The organism is Pseudomonas sp. Z003-0.4C(8344-21) (assembly GCF_900104975.1).
In the GTDB taxonomy this organism is placed as follows: domain Bacteria; phylum Pseudomonadota; class Gammaproteobacteria; order Pseudomonadales; family Pseudomonadaceae; genus Aquipseudomonas; species Aquipseudomonas granadensis.
In genome coordinates this window covers 501019-525450 of sequence record NZ_LT629756.1, presented here as the reverse complement: position 1 = coordinate 525450, position 24432 = coordinate 501019, and the positions used below count along the sequence as shown (strand labels likewise).

The 24432-nt window shown below is 61.0% G+C and carries 25 protein-coding genes; 11 read left to right on the top strand and 14 right to left on the bottom strand.

Features of this window, described 5'->3' with window-relative positions; translation table 11 throughout:
- Window positions 1-131 precede the first annotated feature (131 nt).
- Complete coding sequence (gene elbB, locus BLU24_RS02395) at window positions 132-800, top strand: isoprenoid biosynthesis glyoxalase ElbB (RefSeq protein ID WP_090287386.1); 669 nt, start codon at window positions 132-134, stop codon at window positions 798-800.
- Between the two features lie 129 nt (window positions 801-929).
- On the opposite strand, the gene BLU24_RS02390 is transcribed toward elbB, so the two are convergent.
- Together BLU24_RS02390 and BLU24_RS02385 are read right to left on the bottom strand one after the other, a co-directional pair.
- Entirely contained in the window at window positions 930-1385 is a 456-nt protein-coding gene (locus tag BLU24_RS02390) for a YaiI/YqxD family protein (RefSeq protein ID WP_093097181.1), read from the bottom strand.
- Window positions 1386-1481: 96 nt separating this feature from the next.
- Window positions 1482-3377 carry an FTR1 family protein gene (locus tag BLU24_RS02385; protein WP_093097176.1) on the bottom strand — a complete coding sequence of 632 codons (1896 nt, stop codon included), beginning with the start codon at window positions 3375-3377 and terminating at the stop codon, window positions 1482-1484.
- Window positions 3378-3629: 252 nt separating this feature from the next.
- On the opposite strand from BLU24_RS02385, the gene BLU24_RS02380 reads away from it, so the two are divergent.
- The 5 genes from BLU24_RS02380 (at window position 3630) to BLU24_RS02360 (ending at window position 8397) form a co-directional block, all read left to right on the top strand.
- A complete protein-coding gene (locus tag BLU24_RS02380) occupies window positions 3630-5036 on the top strand; it encodes a COG3014 family protein (RefSeq protein ID WP_093097171.1) in 1407 nt (468 codons plus the stop codon).
- Window positions 5037-5241: 205 nt separating this feature from the next.
- Window positions 5242-6636, top strand: a complete 1395-nt coding sequence (locus BLU24_RS02375) for a COG3014 family protein (RefSeq protein WP_093097166.1) — start codon at window positions 5242-5244, stop codon at window positions 6634-6636.
- A 15-nt stretch (window positions 6637-6651) separates the two neighbouring features.
- The gene (locus BLU24_RS02370; protein ID WP_093097162.1) at window positions 6652-7026 is read left to right on the top strand and encodes a YcfL family protein; all 375 of its coding nucleotides are present in this window, start codon (window positions 6652-6654) and stop codon (window positions 7024-7026) included.
- A gap of 36 nt (window positions 7027-7062) precedes the next feature.
- Entirely contained in the window at window positions 7063-7650 is a 588-nt protein-coding gene (gene lpoB, locus BLU24_RS02365; protein ID WP_039757415.1) for a penicillin-binding protein activator LpoB, read from the top strand.
- A 3-nt stretch (window positions 7651-7653) separates the two neighbouring features.
- Window positions 7654-8397, top strand: coding sequence for a penicillin-binding protein activator LpoB (locus BLU24_RS02360; RefSeq protein ID WP_093097156.1), 744 nt, complete (start codon window positions 7654-7656; stop codon window positions 8395-8397).
- 103 nt (window positions 8398-8500) lie between these two features.
- Here BLU24_RS02360 and BLU24_RS02355 read toward each other — a convergent pair whose 3' ends face one another.
- The 3 genes from BLU24_RS02355 to BLU24_RS02345 all read right to left on the bottom strand — a co-directional run bounded on the left by BLU24_RS02355 (window position 8501) and on the right by BLU24_RS02345 (window position 11814).
- On the bottom strand, window positions 8501-9133 hold the full coding sequence (locus BLU24_RS02355; protein ID WP_093097151.1) for a LysE family transporter: 633 nt from the start codon (window positions 9131-9133) through the stop codon (window positions 8501-8503).
- 189 nt (window positions 9134-9322) lie between these two features.
- Entirely contained in the window at window positions 9323-9904 is a 582-nt protein-coding gene (locus BLU24_RS02350) for a mechanosensitive ion channel family protein (protein ID WP_093097147.1), read from the bottom strand.
- On the bottom strand, window positions 9904-11814 hold the full coding sequence (locus BLU24_RS02345; RefSeq protein ID WP_093097141.1) for an ATP-binding cassette domain-containing protein: 1911 nt from the start codon (window positions 11812-11814) through the stop codon (window positions 9904-9906). The genes BLU24_RS02350 and BLU24_RS02345 overlap by 1 nt, the downstream gene beginning before the upstream one ends.
- A 50-nt stretch (window positions 11815-11864) precedes the next feature.
- Between BLU24_RS02345 and BLU24_RS02340 the strand changes: the two genes are divergently transcribed.
- Complete coding sequence (locus BLU24_RS02340; protein ID WP_093097136.1) at window positions 11865-12326, top strand: TIGR02444 family protein; 462 nt, start codon at window positions 11865-11867, stop codon at window positions 12324-12326.
- On the opposite strand, the gene BLU24_RS02335 is transcribed toward BLU24_RS02340, so the two are convergent.
- Entirely contained in the window at window positions 12323-13477 is a 1155-nt protein-coding gene (locus tag BLU24_RS02335; protein WP_093097133.1) for an AlgP family protein, read from the bottom strand. The two genes, BLU24_RS02340 and BLU24_RS02335, sit on opposite strands and share 4 nt — an antisense overlap.
- Before the next feature lie 192 nt (window positions 13478-13669).
- Here BLU24_RS02335 and BLU24_RS02330 point away from each other — a divergent pair, with 192 nt between their 5' ends.
- Window positions 13670-14335, top strand: a complete 666-nt coding sequence (locus tag BLU24_RS02330) for an FKBP-type peptidyl-prolyl cis-trans isomerase (RefSeq protein ID WP_093097128.1) — start codon at window positions 13670-13672, stop codon at window positions 14333-14335.
- A 59-nt stretch (window positions 14336-14394) separates the two neighbouring features.
- On the opposite strand, the gene rsd is transcribed toward BLU24_RS02330, so the two are convergent.
- The 7 genes from rsd to BLU24_RS02295 all read right to left on the bottom strand — a co-directional run bounded on the left by rsd (window position 14395) and on the right by BLU24_RS02295 (window position 20786).
- Window positions 14395-14853 (bottom strand): sigma D regulator, encoded by a 459-nt coding sequence (gene rsd / locus BLU24_RS02325; protein ID WP_093097123.1) that lies wholly within the window; start codon window positions 14851-14853, stop codon window positions 14395-14397.
- Window positions 14854-15035: 182 nt separating this feature from the next.
- Window positions 15036-15587 (bottom strand): disulfide bond formation protein B, encoded by a 552-nt coding sequence (locus BLU24_RS02320; protein WP_093097120.1) that lies wholly within the window; start codon window positions 15585-15587, stop codon window positions 15036-15038.
- 215 nt (window positions 15588-15802) lie between these two features.
- Entirely contained in the window at window positions 15803-17041 is a 1239-nt protein-coding gene (locus BLU24_RS02315) for a heme biosynthesis protein HemY (RefSeq protein ID WP_093097116.1), read from the bottom strand.
- Window positions 17038-18180, bottom strand: coding sequence for a uroporphyrinogen-III C-methyltransferase (locus BLU24_RS02310; protein ID WP_093097113.1), 1143 nt, complete (start codon window positions 18178-18180; stop codon window positions 17038-17040). The genes BLU24_RS02315 and BLU24_RS02310 overlap by 4 nt, the downstream gene beginning before the upstream one ends.
- Window positions 18181-18196: 16 nt before the next feature.
- Window positions 18197-18964 carry a uroporphyrinogen-III synthase gene (locus BLU24_RS02305; RefSeq protein ID WP_093097109.1) on the bottom strand — a complete coding sequence of 256 codons (768 nt, stop codon included), beginning with the start codon at window positions 18962-18964 and terminating at the stop codon, window positions 18197-18199.
- Window positions 18961-19902 carry a hydroxymethylbilane synthase gene (gene hemC / locus BLU24_RS02300; protein WP_093097105.1) on the bottom strand — a complete coding sequence of 314 codons (942 nt, stop codon included), beginning with the start codon at window positions 19900-19902 and terminating at the stop codon, window positions 18961-18963. Before hemC ends, BLU24_RS02305 begins: the two co-directional genes overlap by 4 nt.
- 137 nt (window positions 19903-20039) lie before the next feature.
- Entirely contained in the window at window positions 20040-20786 is a 747-nt protein-coding gene (locus tag BLU24_RS02295; RefSeq protein WP_090287428.1) for a LytR/AlgR family response regulator transcription factor, read from the bottom strand.
- A 470-nt stretch (window positions 20787-21256) separates the two neighbouring features.
- Here BLU24_RS02295 and argH point away from each other — a divergent pair, with 470 nt between their 5' ends.
- Window positions 21257-22651, top strand: coding sequence for an argininosuccinate lyase (gene argH, locus BLU24_RS02290; protein ID WP_093097101.1), 1395 nt, complete (start codon window positions 21257-21259; stop codon window positions 22649-22651).
- Between the two features lie 119 nt (window positions 22652-22770).
- Here the strand turns inward: argH and BLU24_RS02285 are convergent, their stop codons facing one another.
- Window positions 22771-23430, bottom strand: a complete 660-nt coding sequence (locus tag BLU24_RS02285; protein WP_093097096.1) for a glutathione S-transferase family protein — start codon at window positions 23428-23430, stop codon at window positions 22771-22773.
- A gap of 124 nt (window positions 23431-23554) precedes the next feature.
- On the opposite strand from BLU24_RS02285, the gene BLU24_RS02280 reads away from it, so the two are divergent.
- Both BLU24_RS02280 and BLU24_RS02275 read left to right on the top strand, forming a co-directional pair.
- Window positions 23555-23839 carry a hypothetical protein gene (locus BLU24_RS02280; protein ID WP_093097091.1) on the top strand — a complete coding sequence of 95 codons (285 nt, stop codon included), beginning with the start codon at window positions 23555-23557 and terminating at the stop codon, window positions 23837-23839.
- Between the two features lie 254 nt (window positions 23840-24093).
- Complete coding sequence (locus BLU24_RS02275; protein WP_039757399.1) at window positions 24094-24339, top strand: TIGR02647 family protein; 246 nt, start codon at window positions 24094-24096, stop codon at window positions 24337-24339.
- Window positions 24340-24432: the final 93 nt, after the last annotated feature.

Genomic DNA, 24432 nt, shown 5'->3' with positions numbered 1-24432 from the left:
AAAATGAACACCCCGCCGCCGTTGCGATCCATGAAGAGAGGGTTCTGTGCCCGATACCGCCGCCCGTTGCGCCTATGGCAACGCGCGACGATTTAGTGGACATTGAGCGCCATGAATCTGGAGAGAAACCCATGAGCAAAAAAGTTGCAGTGATCCTGTCCGGCAGTGGCGTCTACGACGGCGCCGAGATCCAGGAAAGCGTCATCACCCTGCTGCGCCTCGATCAACGTGGCGCGCAGGTGCAGTGCTTCGCGCCGAACATCGCGCAATTGCATGTGATCAATCACCTGACCGGCGAGGAGATGCCCGAGTCGCGCAATGTGCTGGTGGAATCGGCGCGCATTGCCCGGGGCAACGTTAAGGACATCCGCGACGCCGACGTCGAGGAGTTCGACGCGCTGATCGTGCCGGGTGGTTTCGGTGCGGCGAAAAATCTTTCGAATTTCGCCATCGAAGGCGCTGGCTGCAGCGTGCAACCTGAAGTGCTGGCCCTGGCCGAGGCGTTTGCCGAAGCGGGCAAACCGGTCGGCCTGATTTGCATTTCCCCGGCGCTGGCAGCAAAAATCTACGGCCCCGGCGTGACCTGCACCATCGGCAACGATGCAGACACCGCCGCGGCCATGAGCAAAATGGGCGCGACCCACGAAGAGTGCGCGGTGACCGAGATCGTCGAAGACAAGGCGCGCAAACTCGTCACCACCCCAGCCTACATGCTGGCGCAGACCATCAGTGAAGCGGCGTCGGGCATCAACAAACTGGTCGACCGCGTGCTCGAGCTGACCCATGAGAACGACGCCTGATCATTGCCTGCATGCAAACCCGACTGTGGGAGCGAGCTTGCTCGCGAAAGCGCTAGATCAGGCAACTCTGTGTTGAATGACCCACCGTCTTCGCGAGCACGCTCGCTCCCACAGGGACTTGTGTGGGGCTCAGGGTTTGCGGGTCAGGCGGGTGAGAATCCGGTCCAGCGCATTGGCAAACGCCTGCTTCTCCCGCTCGCCGAACGGCGCCGGGCCGCCACTGACCTGGCCCTGCTCACGCAAATCGGTAAACAGGTTGCGCACCGCCAGGCGCTCGCCCATGTTCTGCGCATCGAACTCCTTGCCGCGCGGATCCAGCGCTGCCACGCCTTTCTTCACCAAGCGGTCGGCCAGCGGGATATCGCTGCAGATCACCAGCTCACCGGGCACCGCGTGCTCGACCAGATAATCATCCGCCGCATCCGGCCCGCTCGGCACCACGACCAGTTTGACGATCGCCAGCCCCGGCTTTGTCTGCGGTTGCCCAGCCACCAGCACCACCTCGAACTGGCGCTTGAGGGCGAACTTCACCACCAGATCCTTCGCCGCCCGCGGGCAGGCGTCCGCATCAATCCAGACACGCATTTTCTTTCTCCAAAAACAAACAGGCTCGCTCCCCACAGGATACACACCGATCCAAGGAGCGAGCCTGCTCGCGAAGTGAGCGCCAGCGAATGCTGGTTAAACGGCGACGCGGCGTTTCTCAGCCACCCAACTACGCCCATACAACACAACAATCGCCAGAACCGCCACCGCCTGCGCCGCTAACGAATACGCATCGGCGTGAATCCCCAGCCAGTCGAATTCAAAGAACGCCACTGGCCGCGTGCCGAAGATCCCGGCCTCTTGCAACGCTTTCACGCCATGCCCGGCAAACACCACCGACAACGCGCACAGCAGCGCCGCGTTGATGCTGAAGAACAACGTCAGCGGCAATTTCGCCGAACCACGCAGGATCACCCACGCCAGACCCACCAGCAGCACCAGCGCCGTCGCCCCGCCCGCCAACACCGCGTTGTGCCCGGCAGGTCCGGCCTGCAACCACAGGGTTTCGTAGAACAGGATCACTTCGAACAGCTCGCGATACACCGAGAAGAACGCGAGGATCGCGAAGCCGAAACGCCCGCCACCGCCGACCAGACTGCTCTTGATGTAATCCTGCCAGGCGGCCGCATGCCGGCGATCGTGCATCCACACGCCGAGCCACAACACCATGACACTGGCGAACAGGGCCGTCGCGCCTTCTAGCAATTCACGCTGCGAACCGCTGACATCGATCACATAAGCCGCCAGCGCCCAGGTGCCCAGACCGGCCAGCAATGCCAGGCCCCAGCCGACGTTGACGCTGCGCACTGCCGATTGTTGCCCGGTGTTACGCAGGAACGCGAGGATGGCCGCCAGCACCAGAATCGCTTCCAGGCCTTCGCGCAGCAGAATCAGCAGCCCGGAGATGTAGCTCAGCGACCAGCTCAGGCCATCGCTGCCCAACAGACCGGCCGACTCCTTGAGTTTGGTCTTGGCCGCGTCCAGACGTTGCTCGGCCTGCTCGACCGGCAGGCCGTCCTGCAAGGATTGCCGATACGCCATCAGCGATTTTTCGGTGTCCTTGCGCACGTTGGCGTCGACATTATCCAGCGAACTTTCGACCAGCTCGAAGCCTTCGAGATACGCCGCCACCGAAAGGTCGTACGCCTGATCGTGCTCACCGGCGCGGTAGGCGGCCAGACTCTTGTCCAGAGTAGCGGCGGTGTAGTCGAGCAACTGCGCCGGGCCACGCTTGACCTGCGGCGGTTGCGCCCGTTGTGCACGGAATGTCGCCGCAGCTTGCGGACCTTCGGCGGCCTGCACTTCGGCCGGGGTCTGGCGGGCCAGATCAGCAATGTTGTAGGTCTTGTCGGCTTTCGCAGCCGTGGCGTCGGCACTGAAACCGGCGATATAGGTCGCCAGATCCCAGCGCTGGCGATCGTCGAGCTGATCGGCAAACGCCGGCATATCGGTACCTTCGACGCCTTGGCCGAGGGTGTTGTAGATGGCGTACAGACTCAGGTGATCGATCCGCGCCGCATCGCGCAGATTCGCTGGCGCCGGCGACATGCCGAGCGCGGCCGGGCCGTCACCGGCACCGCTGTCGCCGTGGCACACCGAGCAATGCTGCGCATACAACGGTGCGCCACGGGTTGGATCAGGGGTGATGATCGGGGCTTGGCTGACTTCGTACGCCACCGCCAGTTGCGCGCCTAATTGCCGCGCCTGCCGCGCCACCTCGGCACCGTCCTGCCTGGCGCTGATCGCAGTGTGCAAGGCGCTGACGCCTTGCTCCAGTGCAGCTTTTTCCGGCTTGGCCGGCATGCCGGCAATCAACCCTTGCAGCGCCTGGGTGAATTCCAGTTGCTCGCGGTATTCAGCGTCATCGACGACCTTTCCCGCCTCGACCGTTGGCGGGTAATCCGCGCTGATGTAATCGAGCAGGTGCAACGCCTGCGGCGCGCCTTCCACGGTATCGGCCAGCAGCGGCAGGCTGCTCAGGGCAAACAACGGGAACAGCAGCCAGGCCAGCAATCGGGACGAGGCAGTCATGAACGAATCTCAAATGGAAATGCGAAGTTACATATTGTTCACTTCGCAGACGTTTCACTCAAGCTTTGTCGGCGTTTCGCTTTGATTGACAGGAAATAGCCGGAAGACGGCAGCAACGGTTATGCCCGAGTATTGCCGCATTGCCCACTGGCGATGGTACTTCGTACTGCCCCGATGAAGATCGCAGCCATTTGCCATCATCCACTTTATACTGCCCGCCCCAGAGCATTTGCGCGCAAGGAATCATCGTCGATGCGGATAATCCCGTTGGTTTTTTTGTTCTGCGTGGCGGTTCAGCTGAGCGGCTGTGCCGCCTACCGCAACTACGACATGGAAATGCAGCAGACCACCGAACAGATGACTCGGGGCAATCTTGACGGTGCCCTGGCGCTGGTCGAAATGCACAATCCCTGGGAGGACAAGGATCTTCTCTACTACCTGGAAAAAGGTGCAATTCTCAGCGCCGGCAGTGTCCTGCCCGATAGCCAGGACGCCTGGCGTCACGCCGACCGGATGATTTTTCAGCGCGAGGAGGCCAACCCCTCCGGCGCCATGAAGTTGCTGGCACGCTTCGGTGACGAAATGGGCACGATGCTGGTCAATGACAAGCTGCGGCGCTACGAAGGCTACGATTACGAAAAGGTCATGTTGACCACGCAGATGGCTCTCAATCAGCTGTCCGTGAATGATTTTGATGGCGCCCGCGCAGACATCAAAAAGACCCATGAGCGCGAGGCCTTGATCGCACGTCAGCGGGAAAAGCAATACGAAGCGGCCGAGGAACAGGCCAAGGCCCAAGGCAAAACCCCGCACTACAAGGACCTTGAAGGTTATCCAGTTGCTTTGCTTGAAGCCCCTCAGGTCGTGGAACTGAAAAATGGCTACCAGAGTGCGTTCAGCCATTATCTTGCCGGTTTCACCTACGAAGCTTTGGGTGAGCGAGCACTCGCAGCGTCCGGTTATCGTCAGGCAATCGAACTGCGTCCCGACATGCCTTGGCTGCAATCGGCTTTGCGCAATCTCGACAAACCGGCAGCGAAAGCCGATGAAAGCGATGTGTTGCTGATTATCCAAAGTGGCCTGGCCCCTGCTCGCAGCTCAGTGCAGGTGCCTATTCCGGTCCGCCTGAATGAAAATCTGGTCATCGTCGCGCCCATTTCATTCCCGGTGATGATACCGGACGCGGTCACTCCCAACTTCAGCCATGTCAGCGTGGACGGTCGCAAACAATCGCTGACCGTGATCAACAGCGTGACCGACATGTCCATGCGCACACTACGTGACGACATGCCGCAAATCATTTCGCGGGCGATGTTTCGCGCCAACATGGCAGCAATCGGTCAGGCGCAGGAAAACGAGCGCAACCCGGCAAAAGCATCGCTGATCGTCACGCAACATGACCCTTTCGAGGAAGCCGATACCCGGACCTGGCGGGCGCTACCGGACAAGACACTGGTCGCTCGCCTGCGCCTGAAGAAAGGGTTGCACACTTTTCGGTTTGCGATGACGCCCATCAATCACCCGTTTCAGATGCGCGTCGATCAAGATCGCCAGATTCTGCATCTGCGGGTATTCCGGGATCAGGTATTTACCGTGGGATCGGCGTTCATTCCCCGGCTGGAAACTTTGCCAACAAACACTCAATCCGCTGAGAAGTGATGGCACAAGGTTAAAAAGTGCAGTTAAAAAGCTATTACATAGCCATCACCGCACGCTTATAATGCCGCGCCCTCGCCCTGCGAGCCGGCATCAAAGCTCCTCTTGCAAGAGGAATTGGCAGGAGGCCAGCGCCACTGTCGATCGGTCATATCAGCCCGACCAGCACCCGCGGCTGCAGTTATCGCTACTCAGGGAAGAAGTACCCATGGCATTCCGCGCTCCCACTCTGCTCGCGCTCAGCGCCGTCACCCTGCTGTCCGGCTGTTCGGCCTTTCGCAATTACGACTCCGAACTGGCTCAAACCAATCAGCAACTGGCCTCCGGCAACGTTGACGCTGCACTGACCCTGCTGGAAAAGAACAACACCGGCACCGACAAAGATCTGCTTTATTACTTCGAAAAAGGTGAACTGCTGCGCGCCAAGGGCGACCTGTCCGGCAGCCAGAATGCCTGGACCAGCGCTGATCAGGTGGTCGGTCAGTGGGAAGATGCGGTCAAGCTCGATAGCGCGAAGTATCTCGCCCAGTTCGGCAGTTTCCTGGTCAATGACAAGGTGCGCCGCTACGAAGGCTACGACTACGAAAAAGTCATGCTGACCACGCAGATGGCCCTGAACCTGCTCGCAGTCAACGATTTCGACGGCGCGCGCACCGCGATCAAGCGCACTCACGAGCGTGAGGCGGTCATCGCCGATCTGCGCGACAAGGAATACCTCAAGAGCGAAGAAGAGGCCGAGAAAGAAGGGATCAAGACCCAGTACAAGGATTTGCAGGGTTATCCGGTCGCCAGCCTCGACGCCCCGGAAGTGGTGGGCCTGAAAAACAGCTACCAGAGTGCGTTCAGCCACTACCTTGCCGGCTTCGTTTACGAAGCGCTGGGCGAGAAGGATCTGGCTGCACCGGGTTATCGCAAAGCCGCCGAGTTGCGCCCGAACACGCCGCTGCTGGAGCAGGCCCTGGTCAATCTCGACAAGCCGAGCAAATCCGACGACAGCGACATCCTGATTGTGGTGCAAAGCGGACTCGCCCCAGCCCGCGACTCGATCCGCGTGCCGCTGCCATTGCCGATCTCCAACAACGTGGTGATCACCCCGCTGTCGTTTCCGATCATCAAACCGGACACCTCCACCGCGCCGTTTTCGCAGATTGGCGTCGACGGCCAGCAAGTCGACCTGACCGCGCTCAACAGCACCACCGCCATGTCGCGCCGTGCGCTGCGTGACGATATGCCGGGGATCATCGTACGCACCACCGTGCGGGCGATCACCAAAGGCGTGGCACAAAAACAGATCAACGAAACCAACCCGCTGGCTGGCTTGGCCGTGGGTATTTCTTCAGCGGTGCTCGAAGGTGCCGATACCCGTACATGGCGTACGCTGCCAGACAACACTCAGGTGGTGCGCCTGCGCTTGAAGAAGGGCGAACATCAGGTCACGCTGCCGAGCGCCGTGGGTGGCTCGGTGGTCAAGGTCAACGTTGACCAGCGTTACCAGGTGATCAGCCTGCGCGCCGTGGGCAATCAGGTGTTCGCCGGTGGCCTCGCTGCCCACGTCGTCCCGAATGCCGCTGCGACCAGCGTCGCCAGCCTCAAACAACCTTAAGAACGGAGTCTTTGCATGCGCTTCAAACTCATCGCCGTCGCCGCCCTCGCCTTGCTGGCGAGCGGCTGCGCCACCCCGCCACCGCCAGAGCCGGGCAGCGCCGCGAGCAAAGTCGTGGCCATGGGCCCGCAGAAACACATCGTTGTCGGCGCTATGCGCGTCGCCCGCGAAAACGGCTTCATGACCGTCAACGTGCAGTTGAGCAACACCCTCAACAGCAACAAGATTTTCTACTACCGCTTCGCCTGGCTTGGCGCGGAAGGTTTCCCGGTGGCCGAAGAAGAAGTCTGGAAAAGCCAGATGATGTACGGCGCTCAGACCAGCTTTATTCAGGCCATTGCCCCGACCCCGAAAGCGCTGGATTTCCGTCTGGAAATCAAAACGCCTTAAGCCCGTCACCCTATTCCTGATTCAGAGATCACTCCCATGTTTGCACGCTTTTCCTGCATCGCTGTCATCGCCCTGCTGGCCTCCGGTTGCGCCAACACCTCCCCGACACTCGGCAGCAAGAACATCAGCTACGGCGACACCAAAGCGGTGGAAACCGTGACCAACGAATTCGGTTCGACCGACCTGCAAATGATCGCCGAGTCGATGACCCGCTCGCTGGCTCAGTCCGGCATCCTGCAGGGCCGTCCGGTGGTTCAGGTCTACGATGTGAAGAACAAGACCAGCGAGTACATCGATACCCGCGAAATCACCACCAGCATCAAGACCCAGTTGATGAAGACCGGCGTTGCGCGTTTCGCCAGCGACAACAATGCGATGCAGAGCCAGGTTGACCAGCTCAAGCTGCAGAACCAGAGCGGTCTGTACAAAAAGAGCACCGTGGCCAAGACTGGCAACATGATCGCCGCCAAGTACCGCATCGAAGGTTCGATCAGCTCGATCGTCAAGCGCAGCAGCGATTACAAGGACGTCTTCTACAAATTCAGCCTGCAACTGATCGACGTCGAAAGCGGTCTGGCCGAGTGGATGGACGAAAAAGAGATCCGCAAAACCACGGAGCGTTAAGCAATGCGCGCATGGATTGGCATGATGGCCCTGGCTTGCGCGTTCAGCGTGCAAGCGGCCCCGAAAGTCGCGGTGACGGATCTGGCGTACCAGGAGCGCGTGGAGCAATACATCCACATCGTTTCGGCGCAGAGCAATCACCGCGAGGGTTACTACAGCTCCAGCGGTTCTTCGAGCTACAACGAGATCGAAGCCACCACCAGCTACATCGAGCAGAGCGAGCTGCGCAAATTCACTGGCGACATCAAGGGTGAGATCCTGCGTACCGGCATGTTCCAGCTGGTGCAGGGCACGCCATACACCGCCTCGTCCAAGGGCGATGTGTACGACGTGATCAAGCGCATCAAGGCCGGCAATTTCAAGGGCGCCGACTACGTGCTGTTCGGCACGGTCTTGGATATTGACTTCACCCAGGACATCAACGAGCTGGCGCACACCGACAGCTATTCGGCGGTACTGGGCCTGACGCTGGTGGCGGATTTCAGCCTGATCAACACCAAGACCTTCGAGATCACCTCGGCGTTCACGGCGATGGGCGAAGCGCAGGACACCAAACTGGTCAATCATCGCGACATCAAGATTTCGCTGAACCGTCCACGGGTGGTCCGCGAAGTCTCGAAAGCGCTGGGCGAAGACGTGGCCGGACAGCTGAGCATGCAGCTCGGTGGCGACGGTTACGAGCAGCCGCGCGAGGCACCACAGCGCAACAATCTGCCACGCGACACCGCGCCGGTGATTCTGCGCTGACTGATCGTTTCCACGCTCAACGTGGGAATGCAGCCCGGGACGCTCTGCGTTCCAGGCACAAAAAAGGCGACCGCCCGGGTCGCCTTTTTTGTGCCTATGCGGTTTACACCGCCGCTTTGCGCAACGTCGCCATAAACGCTGCGGCACCGATGAACAGCCCGGCAAACGTGCGATTCATACGGCGCTGCTGCTTCGGCGTGCGCAACAAACGCAGCACTTTCGAAGCCAGCCCGGTGTAGCCCGCCATGACGATCAGATCGACGAAGATCATCGTCCCCCCGATCACCAGATACTGAATCAACAACGGCGCATGCGGGTTGATGAACTGCGGCAGCACCGCGAGCATGAACACCAGCGCCTTGGGATTGCTGATGTTCACCAGAAACCCGCGAAATACCAGCGCCAGCGGCTTGCCGATCGGCCGCACCGCGGCGTCATCGCTCATGTCCATGGGCAGCGCGCGCCACTGTTTGATCGCCAGGTAAACCAGATAGGCCACGCCGAACCATTTGATCGCATGGAACGCCGTGGCGGAAGCCGTGAGGATCGCCCCGACCCCGGCGCCGACAATCGCAATCTGCACCGCCAGACCGATCTGCAGACCGAGGGCGTTCCAGTAACCGCGCCAGAAACCGTATTGCAGACCGCTGGACATCGACGCGATGGCGCCGGCACCCGGCGACAGACTGATCACCCAGCAGGCGGCGAAAAACGCCAGCCATGTTTGAAGCTCCATCGCACACCTCGACTCGTGCTTGTGACAAAGGCATAAGCTAATGCGGCTGTACCTGGATGACTACCGGTTTTTCTGAATGTTGCAGCGTTAGTGAGTTCTTCGCGAGCAGGCTTGCTCCCACATTCTGATCGGGGTCAACTTGTGTACAAGCAAGCCTGCGCGCGAAGCGCCAGATCAGGCACCGGAAATCTACTTCTCGAACCCGCTCGACGGAAACACATCCGTCCCGCGCCAGCGCCGCACCGAGCGCTGGAAGAACAGGCTGTTGGGCACCTGGACCATGGCGCTGCCGGTGCCGAGTTCTTCGGCCTCGATCAATGTGGTGTAGAGCAGATTGATCGCCACCACCCGGCCTTTGACCCCCGGTTTGTCGGTGGTATCGACCAGCTCGACGACATCGCCCAGGCGGAACGGCCCGACAGTAAAGATCAGAATGGCGCAGAGCAGGTTGGACAACACGCTCCACATGGCAAAGAACGCCACCGCCGCCACCGCGACGAATCCAGAGAGAGCGGTCCACAGCACCGTCGCCGAAACCCCGAGGCGTTCCAGCACGAATATCACCGCACTGCCCATGATCAGCCAGCGCAATACACCGCGCAGCGGCATCAGCAGTTGTGGCGGGAACGGATAGCGCTCACCCAGACGGGTCAGGCCCCTGGCGACTACGCGCTGGGTCAGGTAACCGGCGAGCAGGATCAACAGAATCTGCACGCCGAGCCAGATCGGCTCAATCCACATGGCCGGCAGCGGCAGCTTGAACGCTTCCATCAGGACAACGCCTCCAGCTCCGCCTGCATGCTTTCCAGAGTCTCCAGCGCTTCCATCCAGGCTTCTTCAAGCTCGGCTTCGCGAACCTTCAACCTGGCCTGCTCGGCAAGCAGATCGCGCAGTTCGTTCTTGCGCGCCGGCTCGTAGATGTCACTGTCGCCCAGACTCGCGTCGACCTTGGCGAGTTTTTCGTGGAGCTTGCCCAGCTCGGCTTCGAGCTTGTCGGCCTCTCGCTTGTGCGGGGCCAGTTGCTGACGCAGCGCGGCAGCTGCCTGACGCTGGGCCTTCTTGTCAGTCTTGTCCGGGTTCACCGGGGTGTTGCTCGCCGGCGCGTTGCGTTGGCGATACTCGACCAGCCATCGCGCATAGTCTTCGAGATCGCCATCGAACTCTTCAACCTTGCCGTCAGCGACCAGGTAAAAGTTGTCGGTGGTGCTCTTGAGCAAATGCCGATCGTGAGACACCACCAGTACCGCGCCGCTGAATTCCTGCAGCGCCATGGTCAGCGCCAGGCGCATTTCCAGATCGAGGTGGTTGGTCGGTTCGTCGAGCAGCAGCAGGTTCGGCCGTTCCCAGGCGATCAGTGCCAACGCCAGACGAGCCTTTTCGCCACCGGAAAAATTCAGCACCGGCTCGTCGATGCGCGCACCGCGGAAGTCGAAACCGCCGAGGAAATCACGCAAGGTCTGCTCGCGCTCGGTCGGCGCCAGACGCTGCAAGTGCAGCAACGGGCTGGCCTTGGCATCCAGCGAATCGAGCTGATGCTGTGCGAAATAGCCGACCACGGTGTTTTCGCCGCGGGTAAGGCGCCCGGCCAGCGGTTCGAGTTCGCCGGCGAGGTTCTTGATCAGCGTCGATTTACCGGCACCGTTCGGACCCAGCAGACCAATCCGCGCGCCTGGGGTCAGTTGCAGCTTGACCTTCTCCAGGATGGTTTTGTCACCATAACCCAGTCGCGCATCGGACAGGTCGATCAGCGGGCTGGAGATCTTGCTCGATTCGCGGAAAACGAAATCGAACGGCGAATCGACGTGCGCCGCCGACAGTTCTTCCATCCGCTCAAGGGCCTTGATCCGGCTCTGCGCCTGCCGAGCCTTGGTCGCTTGGGCCTTGAAGCGGGCGATGTAGCTTTCCATGTGCGCACGCTGCGCCTGCTGCTTCTCGTAGGCCTGTTGCTGCTGGGCCAGACGCTCGGCACGGGCACGCTCGAACGCGGTGTAGCCGCCACGATAGAGGGTCAGCTTGCGCTGGTCGACGTGGGCCACGTGATCGACCACTTCATCGAGGAAGTCGCGGTCGTGGGAAATCAGCAGCAACGTGCCCGGATAGCTTTTCAGCCATTCCTCGAGCCAGATGATCGCGTCGAGATCCAGGTGGTTGGTCGGTTCGTCGAGCAGCAGCAGGTCCGATGGGCACATCAGGGCCTGCGCCAGGTTCAGACGCATCCGCCAGCCACCGGAGAAATCGCCGACCTGACGATCCATCTGCTCGTTGCTGAAACCGAGACCGGCGAGCAGTTTGCGCGCCCGCGCATCGGCGGTGTAGCCGTCGGCGCTGTCGAGCTCGGCGTGCAGACGCGCCAACGCGGTGCCGTCATGGGCCTCCTCGGCGGCAGCGAGCTCGCGCTGCACTTCGCGCAGGCGCAGGTCGCCGTCGAGCACATAGTCGACGGCCAAGCGCTCGAGGGTATCGACCTCCTGGCGCATGTGCGCGATGCGCCAGTCGGCCGGCAGCAGGCAATCGCCCGAGTCCGGGTGCAACTCGCCACGCAGCAAGGCAAACAGGCTGGATTTGCCGGCGCCGTTGGCACCGATGAGGCCGGCTTTGTGGCCGGCGTGCAGGGTCAGCTCGGCGTCTTCTAGCAGACGTTGCGGGCCACGCTGTAAAGTCAGGTTCTGAAGTCGGATCATAATGGCGGCGGAGTCTACCAGCTTCGCTCACAACTGGCGCGAGTAGCACGATGTCCTCTGACCTGTGGAGCTTTGCCCTGAATGTCTACACCCGAACGGGTGTGGAAGATGCCTGCCTGCAATTGCAAACAGCGGGCGCCAATGTCTGCCTGTTGCTGTGCGGTTTGTGGCTGGAACAACGCGCGGTAGCGTGTGATGAGCAACGCGTGAGCCTGCTGCGGACGCTGACCGAGCCTTGGGATGCCGAGGTGGTGCAGCCGCTGCGAACATTGCGCATGCAATGGAAGACGCGGGCAAACGATGATGCCGTATTGAAAGGCATGCGCGAGCAGATCAAGTCACTCGAGCTTGAGGCTGAGCGAGCATTGCTGTCACGGCTTGAAGGTGTAGCGCAGGCGTGGGCGCGAAACGCTGCCGGCTCGACCACCTGGCTTGAAGAACTGGCCGGCGCGGCGGCCAGCCCGAACCGCGACGCGCTGCAAGTGCTGCGCGTCGCGGCAACCGGCACTTAGGAAGCGCTGGTCGGGTTGTTGCTGACGCTCGATGCAGCGGCTGGCGATGGCGCAGTCGCAGGGATCGAGGGAGTAGCGGCAGGTGCCGCGGCGACCGGCGTGGCCGGTGTGGCTGGCGCGGCAGGCTTGGCAGCTGGAGCGGCGGCTGGTTTGGTAGCGGCTGGCTTCTTCGCGGCAGGTTTTGCAGCCGGTTTCGCAACTGGCTTGGCGGCCGGTTTGGCAGCAGCAGGCTTGGCGGCGGAGGTGGCTGGTTTAGCAGCGGCGGCTGGCTTGGCGGCGGCTTTCACTGCTGGTTTTGCAGCTGGCTTGGCGGCAGCTTTTGCAGCTGGCTTTGCGGCTGGCTTGGCAGCGGCGGTTTTGGCGGCAGGTTTTGCGGCGGGTTTCGTCGCAGCTTTCGCCGCAGGTTTAGCGGCCGGTTTGGCAGCGGCGGTTTTCGCCGGAGCGGCTTTGGTCGCTGCGGGTTTTACAGCCGGTTTGGCGGCGGCAGTTTTAGCGGCAGGCTTGGCGGCAGCTGGTTTGGCAGCGGTGGTTTTCGCCGCCGGCTTTGCAGCGCTCGCCGCAGCCGGTTTTTTCACCGCAGGTTTCACAGCGACTTTGGCAGCCGGTTTGGCCGCGGCTTTCACCGGTGCTTTCGCAGCAGGCTTGGCTGCCGTTTTAGTAGCTGGCTTGGCCGCTGCGGTTTTCGCTGGAGTCTTGCTGGCGGCCGGTTTGGCGGCGACTTTTTTCGCCGGTGCCGCGGCTGGTTTGGCAGCGCGGGTGGACAGGACTTTGCCCACGGCTTCTTGCACGCGACCGACACCCTGGGCCAGTTTCAGGCTTTCCTGGGCATCGCGCTTGAGCTGCAGAATGTAGCTGCGTGTCTCGGACTGACGATCCTTCAGCGCATCGAGCAGGTCTTCCAGTTCTTTCACCGCGCCCTTGGCTTTGGTCTGTGCCTTGGCTTTGCCGGCCGCTGCTGCGTCCTGCAATTTGGTGCGCGATTTGTGCAGTTTTTCCTGCGCCTTGCCGCGTTGCTTTTCCAGCTTGGCGAGCAGTTTTTCAGCATCAGCCAAGGCTTGCGAGCAAGCGTTTTCCAAATGCTCGAGCAGGCTGCCCGAGAGTTGTTGGAGTAAGTGCAACGGAGTATTTACAGGCTTCTTGGTGGCCGACATGGTTTACCTCCTGGCTGACGTGAGTGCGGCTCATACTAGACCTCTGCTGATACCGCCGCTAGGGCATCTTGACAGTATCGAAACCGTTGCGTTGCACCGAAGCGAAAATGTCTTGTACGAAAACCAAAGCAGTTCACCGTTGCAACGCTTTGCGCTGGCATAATCCAGCGCATCTCAGGTCGGAGAGTGCCCATGTCGCGCTACATTTTTTTATCCCTTTGCGTGTTTTTTTCAGTCGCCCATGCCGACGAAAAAAACGCTGCGAATGATGCTCATGATCTGGCTTACAGCCTTGGGGCGAGTCTTGGCGAGCGCCTGCGCCAGGAGGTTCCGCAACTGCAGATTCAAGCGCTGATCGAGGGCTTGCAACAGGCTTATCAAGGCAAGCCATTGGCGTTGAGTCAAGCGCGTATCGAGCAGATTCTGGCTGACCATGAATCGAAGAATGCTGAGCAGGCATCGCTGCATTCGAGCGACGCTGCGATGGAAAACGAACAGCGTTTTCTGACGGCTGAAAAAGCCAAACCCGGCGTGAAGGAATTGGCCGATGGCATCCTGCTGACTGAACTCGTTTCGGGTAACGGTGCAAAGGCCGGACCTGATGGAAAAGTGCAGGTGCTGTATGTCGGCAAGCTACCGGACGGCACCGTGTTCGATCAGAACACTCAACCGCAGTGGTTCAACCTCGACAGTGTGATTGCCGGTTGGCGTACCGCATTGCAAAACATGCCGGTGGGGGCGAAATGGCGCCTGGTGATTCCATCGGATCAGGCTTATGGCGCTGACGGCGCCGGCGACCTGATCGCCCCGTTCACACCGCTGGTATTCGAAGTGGAATTGCGTGGCGCGACGAGCTGATCAGGCACAAAAAAAGGTGCGCTTTCAGGCGCACCTTGTTTGCTCAGGCTTTTCAATAATCAGGCCTGAACCGTCTCCTCAGCCTTGTGTGCTGTATGCAGCACTTCGATCAGGCAGTCCTCGAGTTCAAAGCGCTCGTGCAGCAGTCCACCCAGCTCCTTGAATTTCTCGGCGACGCATTTGCCTTCATCACACAGATCGTTGAACGCGAGCAGCTTCTCGGTGATGACGTCAATGCGCGGATAGATCGTCTCGGCGAGTTCCAGGCCGCGCTTGTCGTTGAACGCTTTGGCTTCGCCGGTCAGCTGTTCGTAGATTTCGAAGTGGCCGGCCGATACGTAATCGACCAGCACCCCGCAGAATTCCAGCAAGGGCTTGCGGCTTTCGGACAGCGAATCAGGCTGCGCACCGAGCTTGTCGTAAGCGCCGATCAGTTCTTCACGCTCCTGCAACCAGCGGTCGATCAGCAGATGAACTCCACCCCAGCGTTCCTGAGCATTCTGACAACTTTCGAGCATGGCGATCTCTCTTCCCTTGTGGGTCATGCTGCTCTACACCCGCGTCCCTGTTCTGGTCTGGCTTGGGGGACGTTCGGGCAGAGCGTCATCGAGCAACACGATTCCAATGACACGTGCGGGCCAGATTATGCCCGTGCGCTTATGGCTTCAAGGTACGCAGGAGATAAAGTTCATACAAGTGTTTAATCGCGCAGCAGCACCGTGTACGACGCTTCGCCGCTGAGCGGGCGTTGCAGAGCGCTCCAGACCAGCCGCAACAGTTGATACACCGCCAGGATCGATACCGCGACAAAAAACAGCAGACTCCATTCCGGGATGCTCAGGTCGAACAGCGTCCAGGAAATTTCCGCGCATTCGGCGCCGCCGGTAAACAACCGTTGCAGCGCGCAGAACCACGGCAGCCCACCCATAAACGACTCGGGAGCCGCTATGCAATGGTGCAGTTGCAGCACCGGATCACTCTGAATCAATACTTGCCGCCAGGCCGCCGTGGTGCCACCCAGAGCCGCCCCCAAGGTCAGCAGCCAGTAAAACCCCAGGCCTACACGCCCGGGGCCGTGCACCGCCGCCGCACCACTGCAGACGCAGAGCAGCGTGAGAAACAGCCGCTGCACCAGGCACAGGCTGCAAGGCGTCAGGCCGACCGCGTATTCAAGATAATAGGAAGCTCCCAGAGCAAAGGCCCCCGCAATGAAAGCCATGAAGAACAAGGAGCGTGAGCAGGCCAACGACATGGCTTTTCCGTAACAGTAGAGACAGGCGGTTACGGTAGAGGAAAGCGTGTCAGCCTTTCAAGGCGACGCCCTGCGGACAGTTCACCAGAGATGTAGGGAAAACCCGACAGGTTCGAGAGGAATTGATGTAGTGCCCTGTAGGACTTTGCCTCGCTGCCGCGCTGAAGATCGAATTTCAGCGGTAAGCGGAAGCGAGGGGGGCCCTCCCTCGCCACTCAGATAGCTGTCGGCACCGGCAACGGCGCCGCCAGCAAACGCTCATCCAGCAGGCCAAGGCCTTCCTGGAACAACTGATTGCTGCGCTCGGCATCACCCAATTGCGCCAGCAGGCGCGCCAGCTCGGCACAGGTCTCTGGATTACGCTGCAAGCGCAGGCTGCTTTCGAGATAATCGCGCGCCTTGCCCCACAGACTGGTTTGCAGACACAGCCGACCCAAAGTCAGCAGCAGGCTCGGATCGTTCGGGTGATCCTTCAACCAGCCTTCGGCGGTCTGCAACTGACGCGCCGGATCGCTGCCGCGCACCAAACCGTAGAGGCGGGCAAGATGGCTGTCGTATTTGCGCTTGAGCGCGGTGCGCAGCACCTCTTCGGCCTCGACCTGAGCACCCAACTGACGCAGTTGTTCGGCATATGCCAACACCAGCGGCGGCTCTTGCCGTTGCGCCGAGGTCAGTTGCTGCCAGGCGCGGGTCAGCGATTGCAGACCCACCGTGCCGTCTTCTTCGCGCTGCGCGGCCAGCGACAGGTTTTCACCCCACGCTCGGCGCTCAAGTTCTGCCAGCTCGGCCGGCGGCAAAACCTTGTCCTTGCGCAGCTCCGGCAGCAGACGAATCACCGCCGACCATTCGCCGCGCTGCTGATACAAACGCTGCAACTGGCGCAGCGTCTGCGCGTTGTGCGGATGCCGCTCGTGCATCGCTTGCAAAGTCACCAGGGCGCCGTCGGTGTCGCCACGGTCGGTCTGCAATTGCGCATGACTCAAGGCGATCGCCAGTTCCGCCTGCGGCTGGCGTTCCAGCGCGCGCTCGAGCAGGCGATCGGCTTCCTCGTAATGCCCTTGTTCATTGGCCGCGCGGGCCGCGCCGAGGTAGTACAGAAGAGGTTGGCGCTCGGCTTCGGCGGCTCGCGACAGATGCCGCTGCGCACTGGCCCAGCGACCTTCGGCGAGATCCAGCTGACCATGTTCGATCGCCACCTGCACGCGCCGGCTGCGGTTACGCCGCGACCACGGATTGACCACACCGCTGGAGGTCATGATCAATTCGATCAGCACCTTGATGCCCCAGACGATCAGCCACAACACGGCGATGACCGCCAGCGTCGCCCACAGGCTCGATTCATAGCGGAAGCTCTTGTAGGCCACCAGCACGTAACCGGAATGTTCGGCAATCGCCAGCCCCAGCGCCGCCGTCGCCGCGATCACCAGAAACACGATCACATACAGGCGTTTCATGGCGTGGCCTCCTGCGCGGTGTTGGCAGCAGGCTTGGCAAACGGTTTCACCGACTCTTCAGCGTTGACGTTGCGTCGCTCAAGATAGGCTTGCACCGCGCCGAGGGTGCCGGCCAGATCCGGTGTCACGACGGTCACCGGTTCCTTGCTCAACTCGCCGACCTGCTCGAGCATCACCTTGCTTTGCGGATTGTCCGGGTTGAAATTGCCCTTGAGCACATCACGCGCCTCGGCCAGCGCCTGGGTATACACCGACGCCTGCCCGTTGAGGGCTGCCCACTGCGCCTGCTCCAGCGCCAGGCTCAGGGCCAGACGCACCTGACTCAGGCTTTGCCCAGCGAGCAATGGCTTGACGTTTTTGTCGGCGTTGAAATCGATGCGGATGTAGCGCGAGACCTTGTCCCACCACTGTGCCCAGCGACTGGCGCCGTCACCGTCGGCGGTCAGGCCCAGCAGCGATTCGCCGCGATCCTTGTACTCTGGCGCCAGCTCGGTGAGATTGATCACCTGATCGCGTAGCGCGCCCAGGCGCAGGAACAACCCGGTGCGATCCGGCTGCTCGGTGCTGCGCAGCGCCACCAGGGTTTTCGCCACTTGCTCGCGCGCCGCGAATGAACCCGGATCGTTTTGCTCGCGGAGAATTTCGTCGGCGCCCTGCACCAGCGCCTGAGCGCTGCTGATGTCCTGCAAGGCCGACAAGCGCAGGCTGGCCAGACGCAGCAAATGTTCGGCTTCGGCCAGACGCCAGTCTTTGCGGCTGGCACCCAGCACGGTTTCCAGACGCTGATTGAGGCGCTGCTGATCGCCCTGCAACTGCGTCACCAGACGTTGGCGTTCGGCAAGTTCATCAGCCCCCGGCAATTGCGCCAGACGCTCGGTCAGGCGTTGCTCGTTGAGCTTCAAGGTCTGCGCCTGATCGTTCAACGCCTGCACCTGACCGGACTGTTGCTGGGTGTTGGTCTGCAGGTGGCGGACCTGCCAGACACCCCAGCCTCCGATCGCGACACCGGCGGCGCCAAGCAACAGGGCGACGATGGCCAGTCCATTGCCTCGGCGCGGCTCTTTGGCCGGCGGTGGAGTTTCAACCTGGGTATCGGTCACAGGTTGCACATCATCTTTAGGCAAGGCTGTTTCGCTCACGTATCCATCCTTTGCATCAGAGAACGGCCACGGGATGTTCCCGTAACGCCGTCAGCAAAGCCGCGGCACTCGCGCCGCGGCAATCCACAACTGTTTGAGCCCCGGCGGCACGTGCCAGCTCGGCGACTCTCGGGCTTGGTACAAACAACGGCAACTGCGCGATGCCTGCCCAGGCTTCACCGGCCATTTGGCGCAGGTGCTCGAAACCCTGTCCACTGCTGACCACCAGGCCGTTCAAGCGTTCCGCTTCGATCCGCCGTGGCAGTTCTTGCGGCGCATACCTCGGCAACTCGCGTCGATACAACTCCAGATACTCGACACTAGCACCTGACTCGCGCAGACGCTCGGCGAGCAGCTCGCGCCCACCCTCGCCGCGCAGGATCATAACCCGCGCACCGGGCCGGCCGAGCACCTCAAGCAGACGCGGCAATTGCAGCAAGGCTTCACTGTCATCGCCGGCCTCCGGAAAATGCACGTCCAGGCCATGCTCGCGGAGAATCTCGCCAGTCGCCGAGCCGACGCTGAACCACGGCATCGTCAGTGGCTGCGGCTCGTACGTATCAAGCAAATCCAGGGCAATGCGCGCCGCCGGTTTGCTGACCACGATCACCGCGTTGCAATCGGGCAGTCGCGCCAGCGCCTGACGGATTGTGGCAGACACCGGCAGCGGAGCTATTTCCAAAAGCGGCAGGCAACTGCTGAAAATCCCCTGCGCGGCCAACGTCTCGGCCAGCGCCGCGCAGTCGTCCGCAGGGCGTGTCAGCAGCAGGCGCCAGCCCGTCACTCGTGACCTGCCTCGCCGCACACCGCTTTGAGGATGTCGTCGGCGCCCTGGCGCAGCAAGTCTTCAGCGACCTGCACGCCCAATGCTTCAGCGTCGGCTCGCGGCGCACGGGCTTCAGCACTGAGCAGTTTGCCGCCACTTGGCTCACCGACCAGACCGCGCAGCCACAATTGCTCGCCTTCGAGCACGGCATAGCAGGCGATCGGCACCTGGCAGCCGCCATTCAAATGCTTGTTGAGTGCACGTTCGGCGCTGACGCGCGACGAGGTGTCGGCATGATGCAAAGGCGCGAGCAACGCGTGGATGTGCGAATCGGCGCTGCGGCATTCAATACCCACCGCGCCTTGGCCACCGGCCGGCAGGCTGTCATCGACGCTGATCGCCGAGGTGATGCGCTCTTCGAAGCCAAGGCGGATCAGACCGGCTGCCGCGAGGATGATCGCGTCGTACTCACCGGCGTCGAGCTTGGCCAGGCGCGTATTGACGTTGCCGCGCAGGAAGCGGATCTGCAGGTCCGGACGGCGCGTCAGCAATTGCGCCTGACGACGCAGGCTGGAGGTGCCGACGATGCTCCCGGCAGGCAGTGCTTCGAGGCTGGCACAGGTATTGGAAACGAAGGCGTCGCGCGGGTCTTCGCGCTCGCAGATGCAGAACAGACCGAGGCCTTCGGGGAAGTCCATCGGCACATCTTTCATCGAATGCACGGCGATGTCGGCTTCGTTTTCCAGCAGCGCGGTTTCCAGCTCCTTGACGAACAGACCCTTGCCGCCGATTTTCGACAGTGGCGAGTCGAGCAGCTTGTCGCCGCGACTGACCATGGGCACCAGCGTTACCTGCAAGCCGGGATGGGCCGCTTCCAGACGGGCTTTAACGTATTCGGCCTGCCAGAGGGCCAGCGCACTTTTACGGGTGGCGATGCGGATTTCGCGAGAGGACATGGATCAATCCGTACTGAATAGATACGGCGGATAATAACAGCTCAGCCAAATCCACTTTGACTTGAATCAGAAACGACGTGGCCTCCCTGGCCTGTGATGCCTGGTATCAAGGAGTGGAGTCGCCCGGAGTGACCGGGTCAGAGCCCCTGCATCATTTTGCGTACGCCGGCGACATGACGGCGGCTGACGATCAGCGCATCGCCATTGAGGCCTTTGAGGAACAGCTGGAAATGCCCCAGCGGCGTGCGCTGCAGACGCTCGATGCGGTCGCGGGCGACCAGCGCGTTGCGGTGGATCCGCACGAAGCGCTCGCCGAACTCGTCTTCCAGCGCCTTGAGTGGCTCGTCCAGCAGCACTTCGCCGGCCTCATGGCGCAAGGTCACGTATTTGTGGTCGGCAATGAAGTAGACCACCTGATCCAGCGGGATCAGCTCGATACCTTTGCGGGTACGGGCGCTGATGTGGCTGCGTGGACCGTTGCCGCTTTCGGCAGCGGGACGGGTCAGCGACGAGAGTTGTGCCCGGTTGGGACGGTCAGCCCGCTTCAGGGCGTCCTGCAAATGTTCGGTTCGCACGGGTTTCACCACATAGCCCACGGCGCTGGCCTGCAGGGCTTCCACGGCAAATTCATCGGGGCTGGTGCAAAACACCACGGCCGGCGGCGTTTCGCGTTCGCACAGACGGGCAGCAACCTGCAGGCCATCGAGGCCCGGCATGCGGATATCGAGCAACACGATATCCGGTTTGTGGCTGTCGATCAGTGCCAACGCCTCCTCGCCATTGGTGGCGCTGGGCTCCAGGACTGTATAACCCTCAAGCTCGCTCACCATTCGGCTGAGGCGCTCGCGAGCCAGTGGTTCGTCATCAACGATCAGGACATTCATATTGCGCTGGATTCCTGCGTGAGTCTCGCACAAGGATAGCTAGACAGGTGAAGTGACGTCCGTCACCGCGATCCACGCTAAGACTAGCCCGAGCGCCAAAAAGTGCCGTACGTCGGCCAGCAATATTTGCCAGTGTCCGGGTCGTACTGCTCGAAGCCCGCTGTTTCTTGCGTTTTTCACGGGGTTTGCCGAAGGACAATCCACCCACCCCCTCTTCTTATAGTCGGCGCCGTGCCCTTTGCGCGAGACAAAGCCACGCCGACCCTTACGTCCAACTGTAGACGTTCGTCGGAGCGATATTGCTCAATCGAAAAATATCCTTGCGCAAATTCATGGCGGGCAGCGCCGGCCAAGGCCGACATGCGCTGAAAAAAACGTATCGACCGGTGTCAGCGACAGGATTGGCAACCCTGTTATTATCCGCGCCAGCGTTTCACGCCTTCTTTCTTCAAGCCGATACGAGCGAATTCATGAGCACTGACAAGACCAATCAGTCCTGGGGCGGCCGCTTCAGTGAACCCGTCGACGCCTTCGTCGCCCGCTTCACCGCCTCCGTCACTTTCGACCAGCGCCTGTATCGCCACGACATCATGGGCTCGATCGCCCACGCCACCATGCTGGCCAAGGTCGGCGTGCTGACCGATGCCGAGCGCGACAGCATCATCGACGGCCTGAACACCATTCAGGGCGAAATCGAGGCCGGTCAGTTCGACTGGCGCGTCGATCTCGAAGACGTGCACATGAACATCGAAGCGCGCCTGACCGATCGCATTGGCGTGACCGGCAAGAAACTCCACACCGGGCGCAGCCGCAACGACCAGGTCGCCACCGACATTCGCCTGTGGCTGCGTGACGAAATCGACCTGATCCTGGCCGAGATCACACGCCTGCAAAAAGGCCTGCTGGAGCAGGCCGAGCGCGAAGCCGAGAGCATCATGCCGGGCTTCACGCACCTGCAAACCGCACAACCGGTCACCTTTGGCCACCACATGCTCGCCTGGTTCGAAATGCTCAGCCGCGATTACGAGCGTCTGGTCGACTGCCGCAAGCGCACCAACCGCATGCCGCTGGGCAGCGCCGCGCTGGCCGGCACCACGTACCCGATCGACCGCGAATACACCGCGCAACTGCTGGGCTTCGACGCCGTTGGCGGCAACTCGCTGGACAACGTTTCCGATCGCGATTTCGCCATCGAATTCTGCTCGGCCGCGAGCATCGCGATGATGCACCTGTCACGCTTCTCCGAAGAGCTGGTGCTGTGGACCAGCGCGCAGTTCCAGTTCATCGATCTGCCCGACCGCTTCTGCACTGGCAGCTCGATCATGCCGCAAAAGAAAAACCCCGACGTGCCCGAGCTGGTGCGCGGCAAGACCGGTCGTGTATTCGGTGCGCTGATGGGCCTGCTGACTCTGATGAAAGGCCAGCCGCTGGCCTACAACAAGGACAACCAGGAAGACAAGGAACCGCTGTTCGACGCCGCCGACACCCTGCGCGATTCGCTGCGTGCGTTTGCCGACATGATCCCGGCGATCAAGCCCAAGCACGCGATCATGCGTGAAGCGGCGCTGCGTGGTTTTTCCACCGCGACCGATCTGGCCGACTACCTGGTACGCCGCGGCCTGCCCTTCCGCGATTGCCACGAAATCGTTGGCCACGCGGTGAAATACGGAGTGGACACCGGCAAGGATCTGGCCGAGATGAGCCTGGAAGAACTGCGCCAGTTCAGCGACCAGATCGAGCAGGACGTGTTTGCCGTGCTGACTCTGGAAGGCTCGGTAAATGCCCGTGACCATATCGGCGGCACTGCGCCGGCGCAGGTCAAGGCAGCGGTGGTGCGCGGTCAGGCCCTGCTGGCCAGCCGCTAAAAGCATCGCTGGCAAGCCAGCTCCCACAGGTTCTGCGGCAAACACACATGTGTGTTTCACACCAGAACCTTGTGGGAGCTGGCTTGCCAGCGATGGCTGACTTCAGAACGCTACAAATTTCATTTCTTGGCAGCAATCATCGCCAAAAACGCCGGCATCGCCGCATCCTTGTCCGCAGCAATCTTTTGCACATGCGGATTTTGCTCAAGCCGCTCCAGCAGCGCCTTCGCCTGCAGCATCTCTTCCAGCCAATCGATCCCGAACAGCTTCTGCCCGACCGCACACGCCAGTGGCACGCTGTAGAGGAAATACAAATCCGCGATGCTCAGGCTATCGCCCGCCACATACGGGGCGAACTTGCCGTGCCGGCCCAGCGCGGCAAAACCGAGCTGCAGCTCCGTGCGGGTCTTGTCCTTGATCGCGTCCGGCAGGGTCATGCCGAAAAACGCCTCGCCGTAACAGGCTCGGCCCGGCAGCTCGATGTACAGCTCGATCTCTTTGGCGATCGCCAGCACCTGTGCGCGTTCGAACGGGTCGGTCGGCAACAGTGGCGTGCCTTGCTGAGTCTGCTCGAGGTATTCGAGGATGATCGCGGTTTCGTTGATGTAACCGGCGTCCACGCCGAGCACCGGTACCTTGCCGCGCGGACTGATCGCCAGCGATTCTGCGGACTGCGTGGGATAGAAAGTCACTTCTTCGAAGGGCAGGCCTTTTTCCAGCAGCGCCAGTTTGACCATGTTGTAGTAATTGCTGACAGAGAAACCGTAAAGCTTGAACATCACATAGCCTCCAGGCCGTGCGGGGTGGGCAGTGCCTGTTTATAGATCGCCATGACGATTCCCGCCAGCAGCATCACGCCGCTGAATGCGGGTAAACTGGGTGCCTTTCCTTGAGGAGCCTGCCATGAGCGAGCCGACAGACATCGACAACGACGAAGAAGAGTTCACCGAGGCTACTTTGATCGAAGCGATCGAAAACCAGATTGAAAGCGACAACCCGCCAGCGGCCAAGGCAACGTTCAACAAGCTGACGTTGGTGGGTGTCGAGCGCGAAGAGATCCTCAATCTGATGGCGCATGTGCTGGCTTGCGAGATTGACGCGATGCTGGATGAAGACCGCCCGTTCGATACCCAATGGTACGAAGCGGCGTTGCGTGCATTGCCTGAGTTGCCACCAGAAAAGAAGTGAACCCCATCCTGTAGGAGTGAGCCTGCTTGCGATAGCGTTCTGTCAGTGAAGAATATGCTGACAGGCACTCCGCTATCGCGAGCAGGCTCACTCCTACAATGTTTGTAACGTATCCATCCAGCCAACTCCCCGGCCCTGACTACACTGGAATCCGTCTCAAGACAAAATCCCTTGATCTGAGCACTGGACAGGCCGCACCCGCGGGTTCACCTTAGGGGCGCTGTCGTCCAATTCCTAGAAAGTCTGGAGTCCTTATGTCGCTTACCCCTGAGTTGGTTGCCGAACTGGAAGTCCTCGCACTCTTCAACCTGGACAGTTCCCAGGAAGGTCTGAAAATTCATCAGACCGCTGCCCCGAAACACATCGCTGCTGCCCAGCGCCTGTTTGAAAAAGAACTTACCGATCAGCCGGATGGTGGCTATCTGACAAGCTTGGGTCGGGATGCTGCGCAAAACGTGCAAACCGTGCTGACCATTTTGAGAGAGCAGGAAACCGCCTGATCCCACGACTTCGCCCACGGAAACTCCTGCCACGGGATTTTCCGCGGGCCTGCCGTGTTGCGTAACGGTAGAAATCTGGCGTCAAAAAACAAA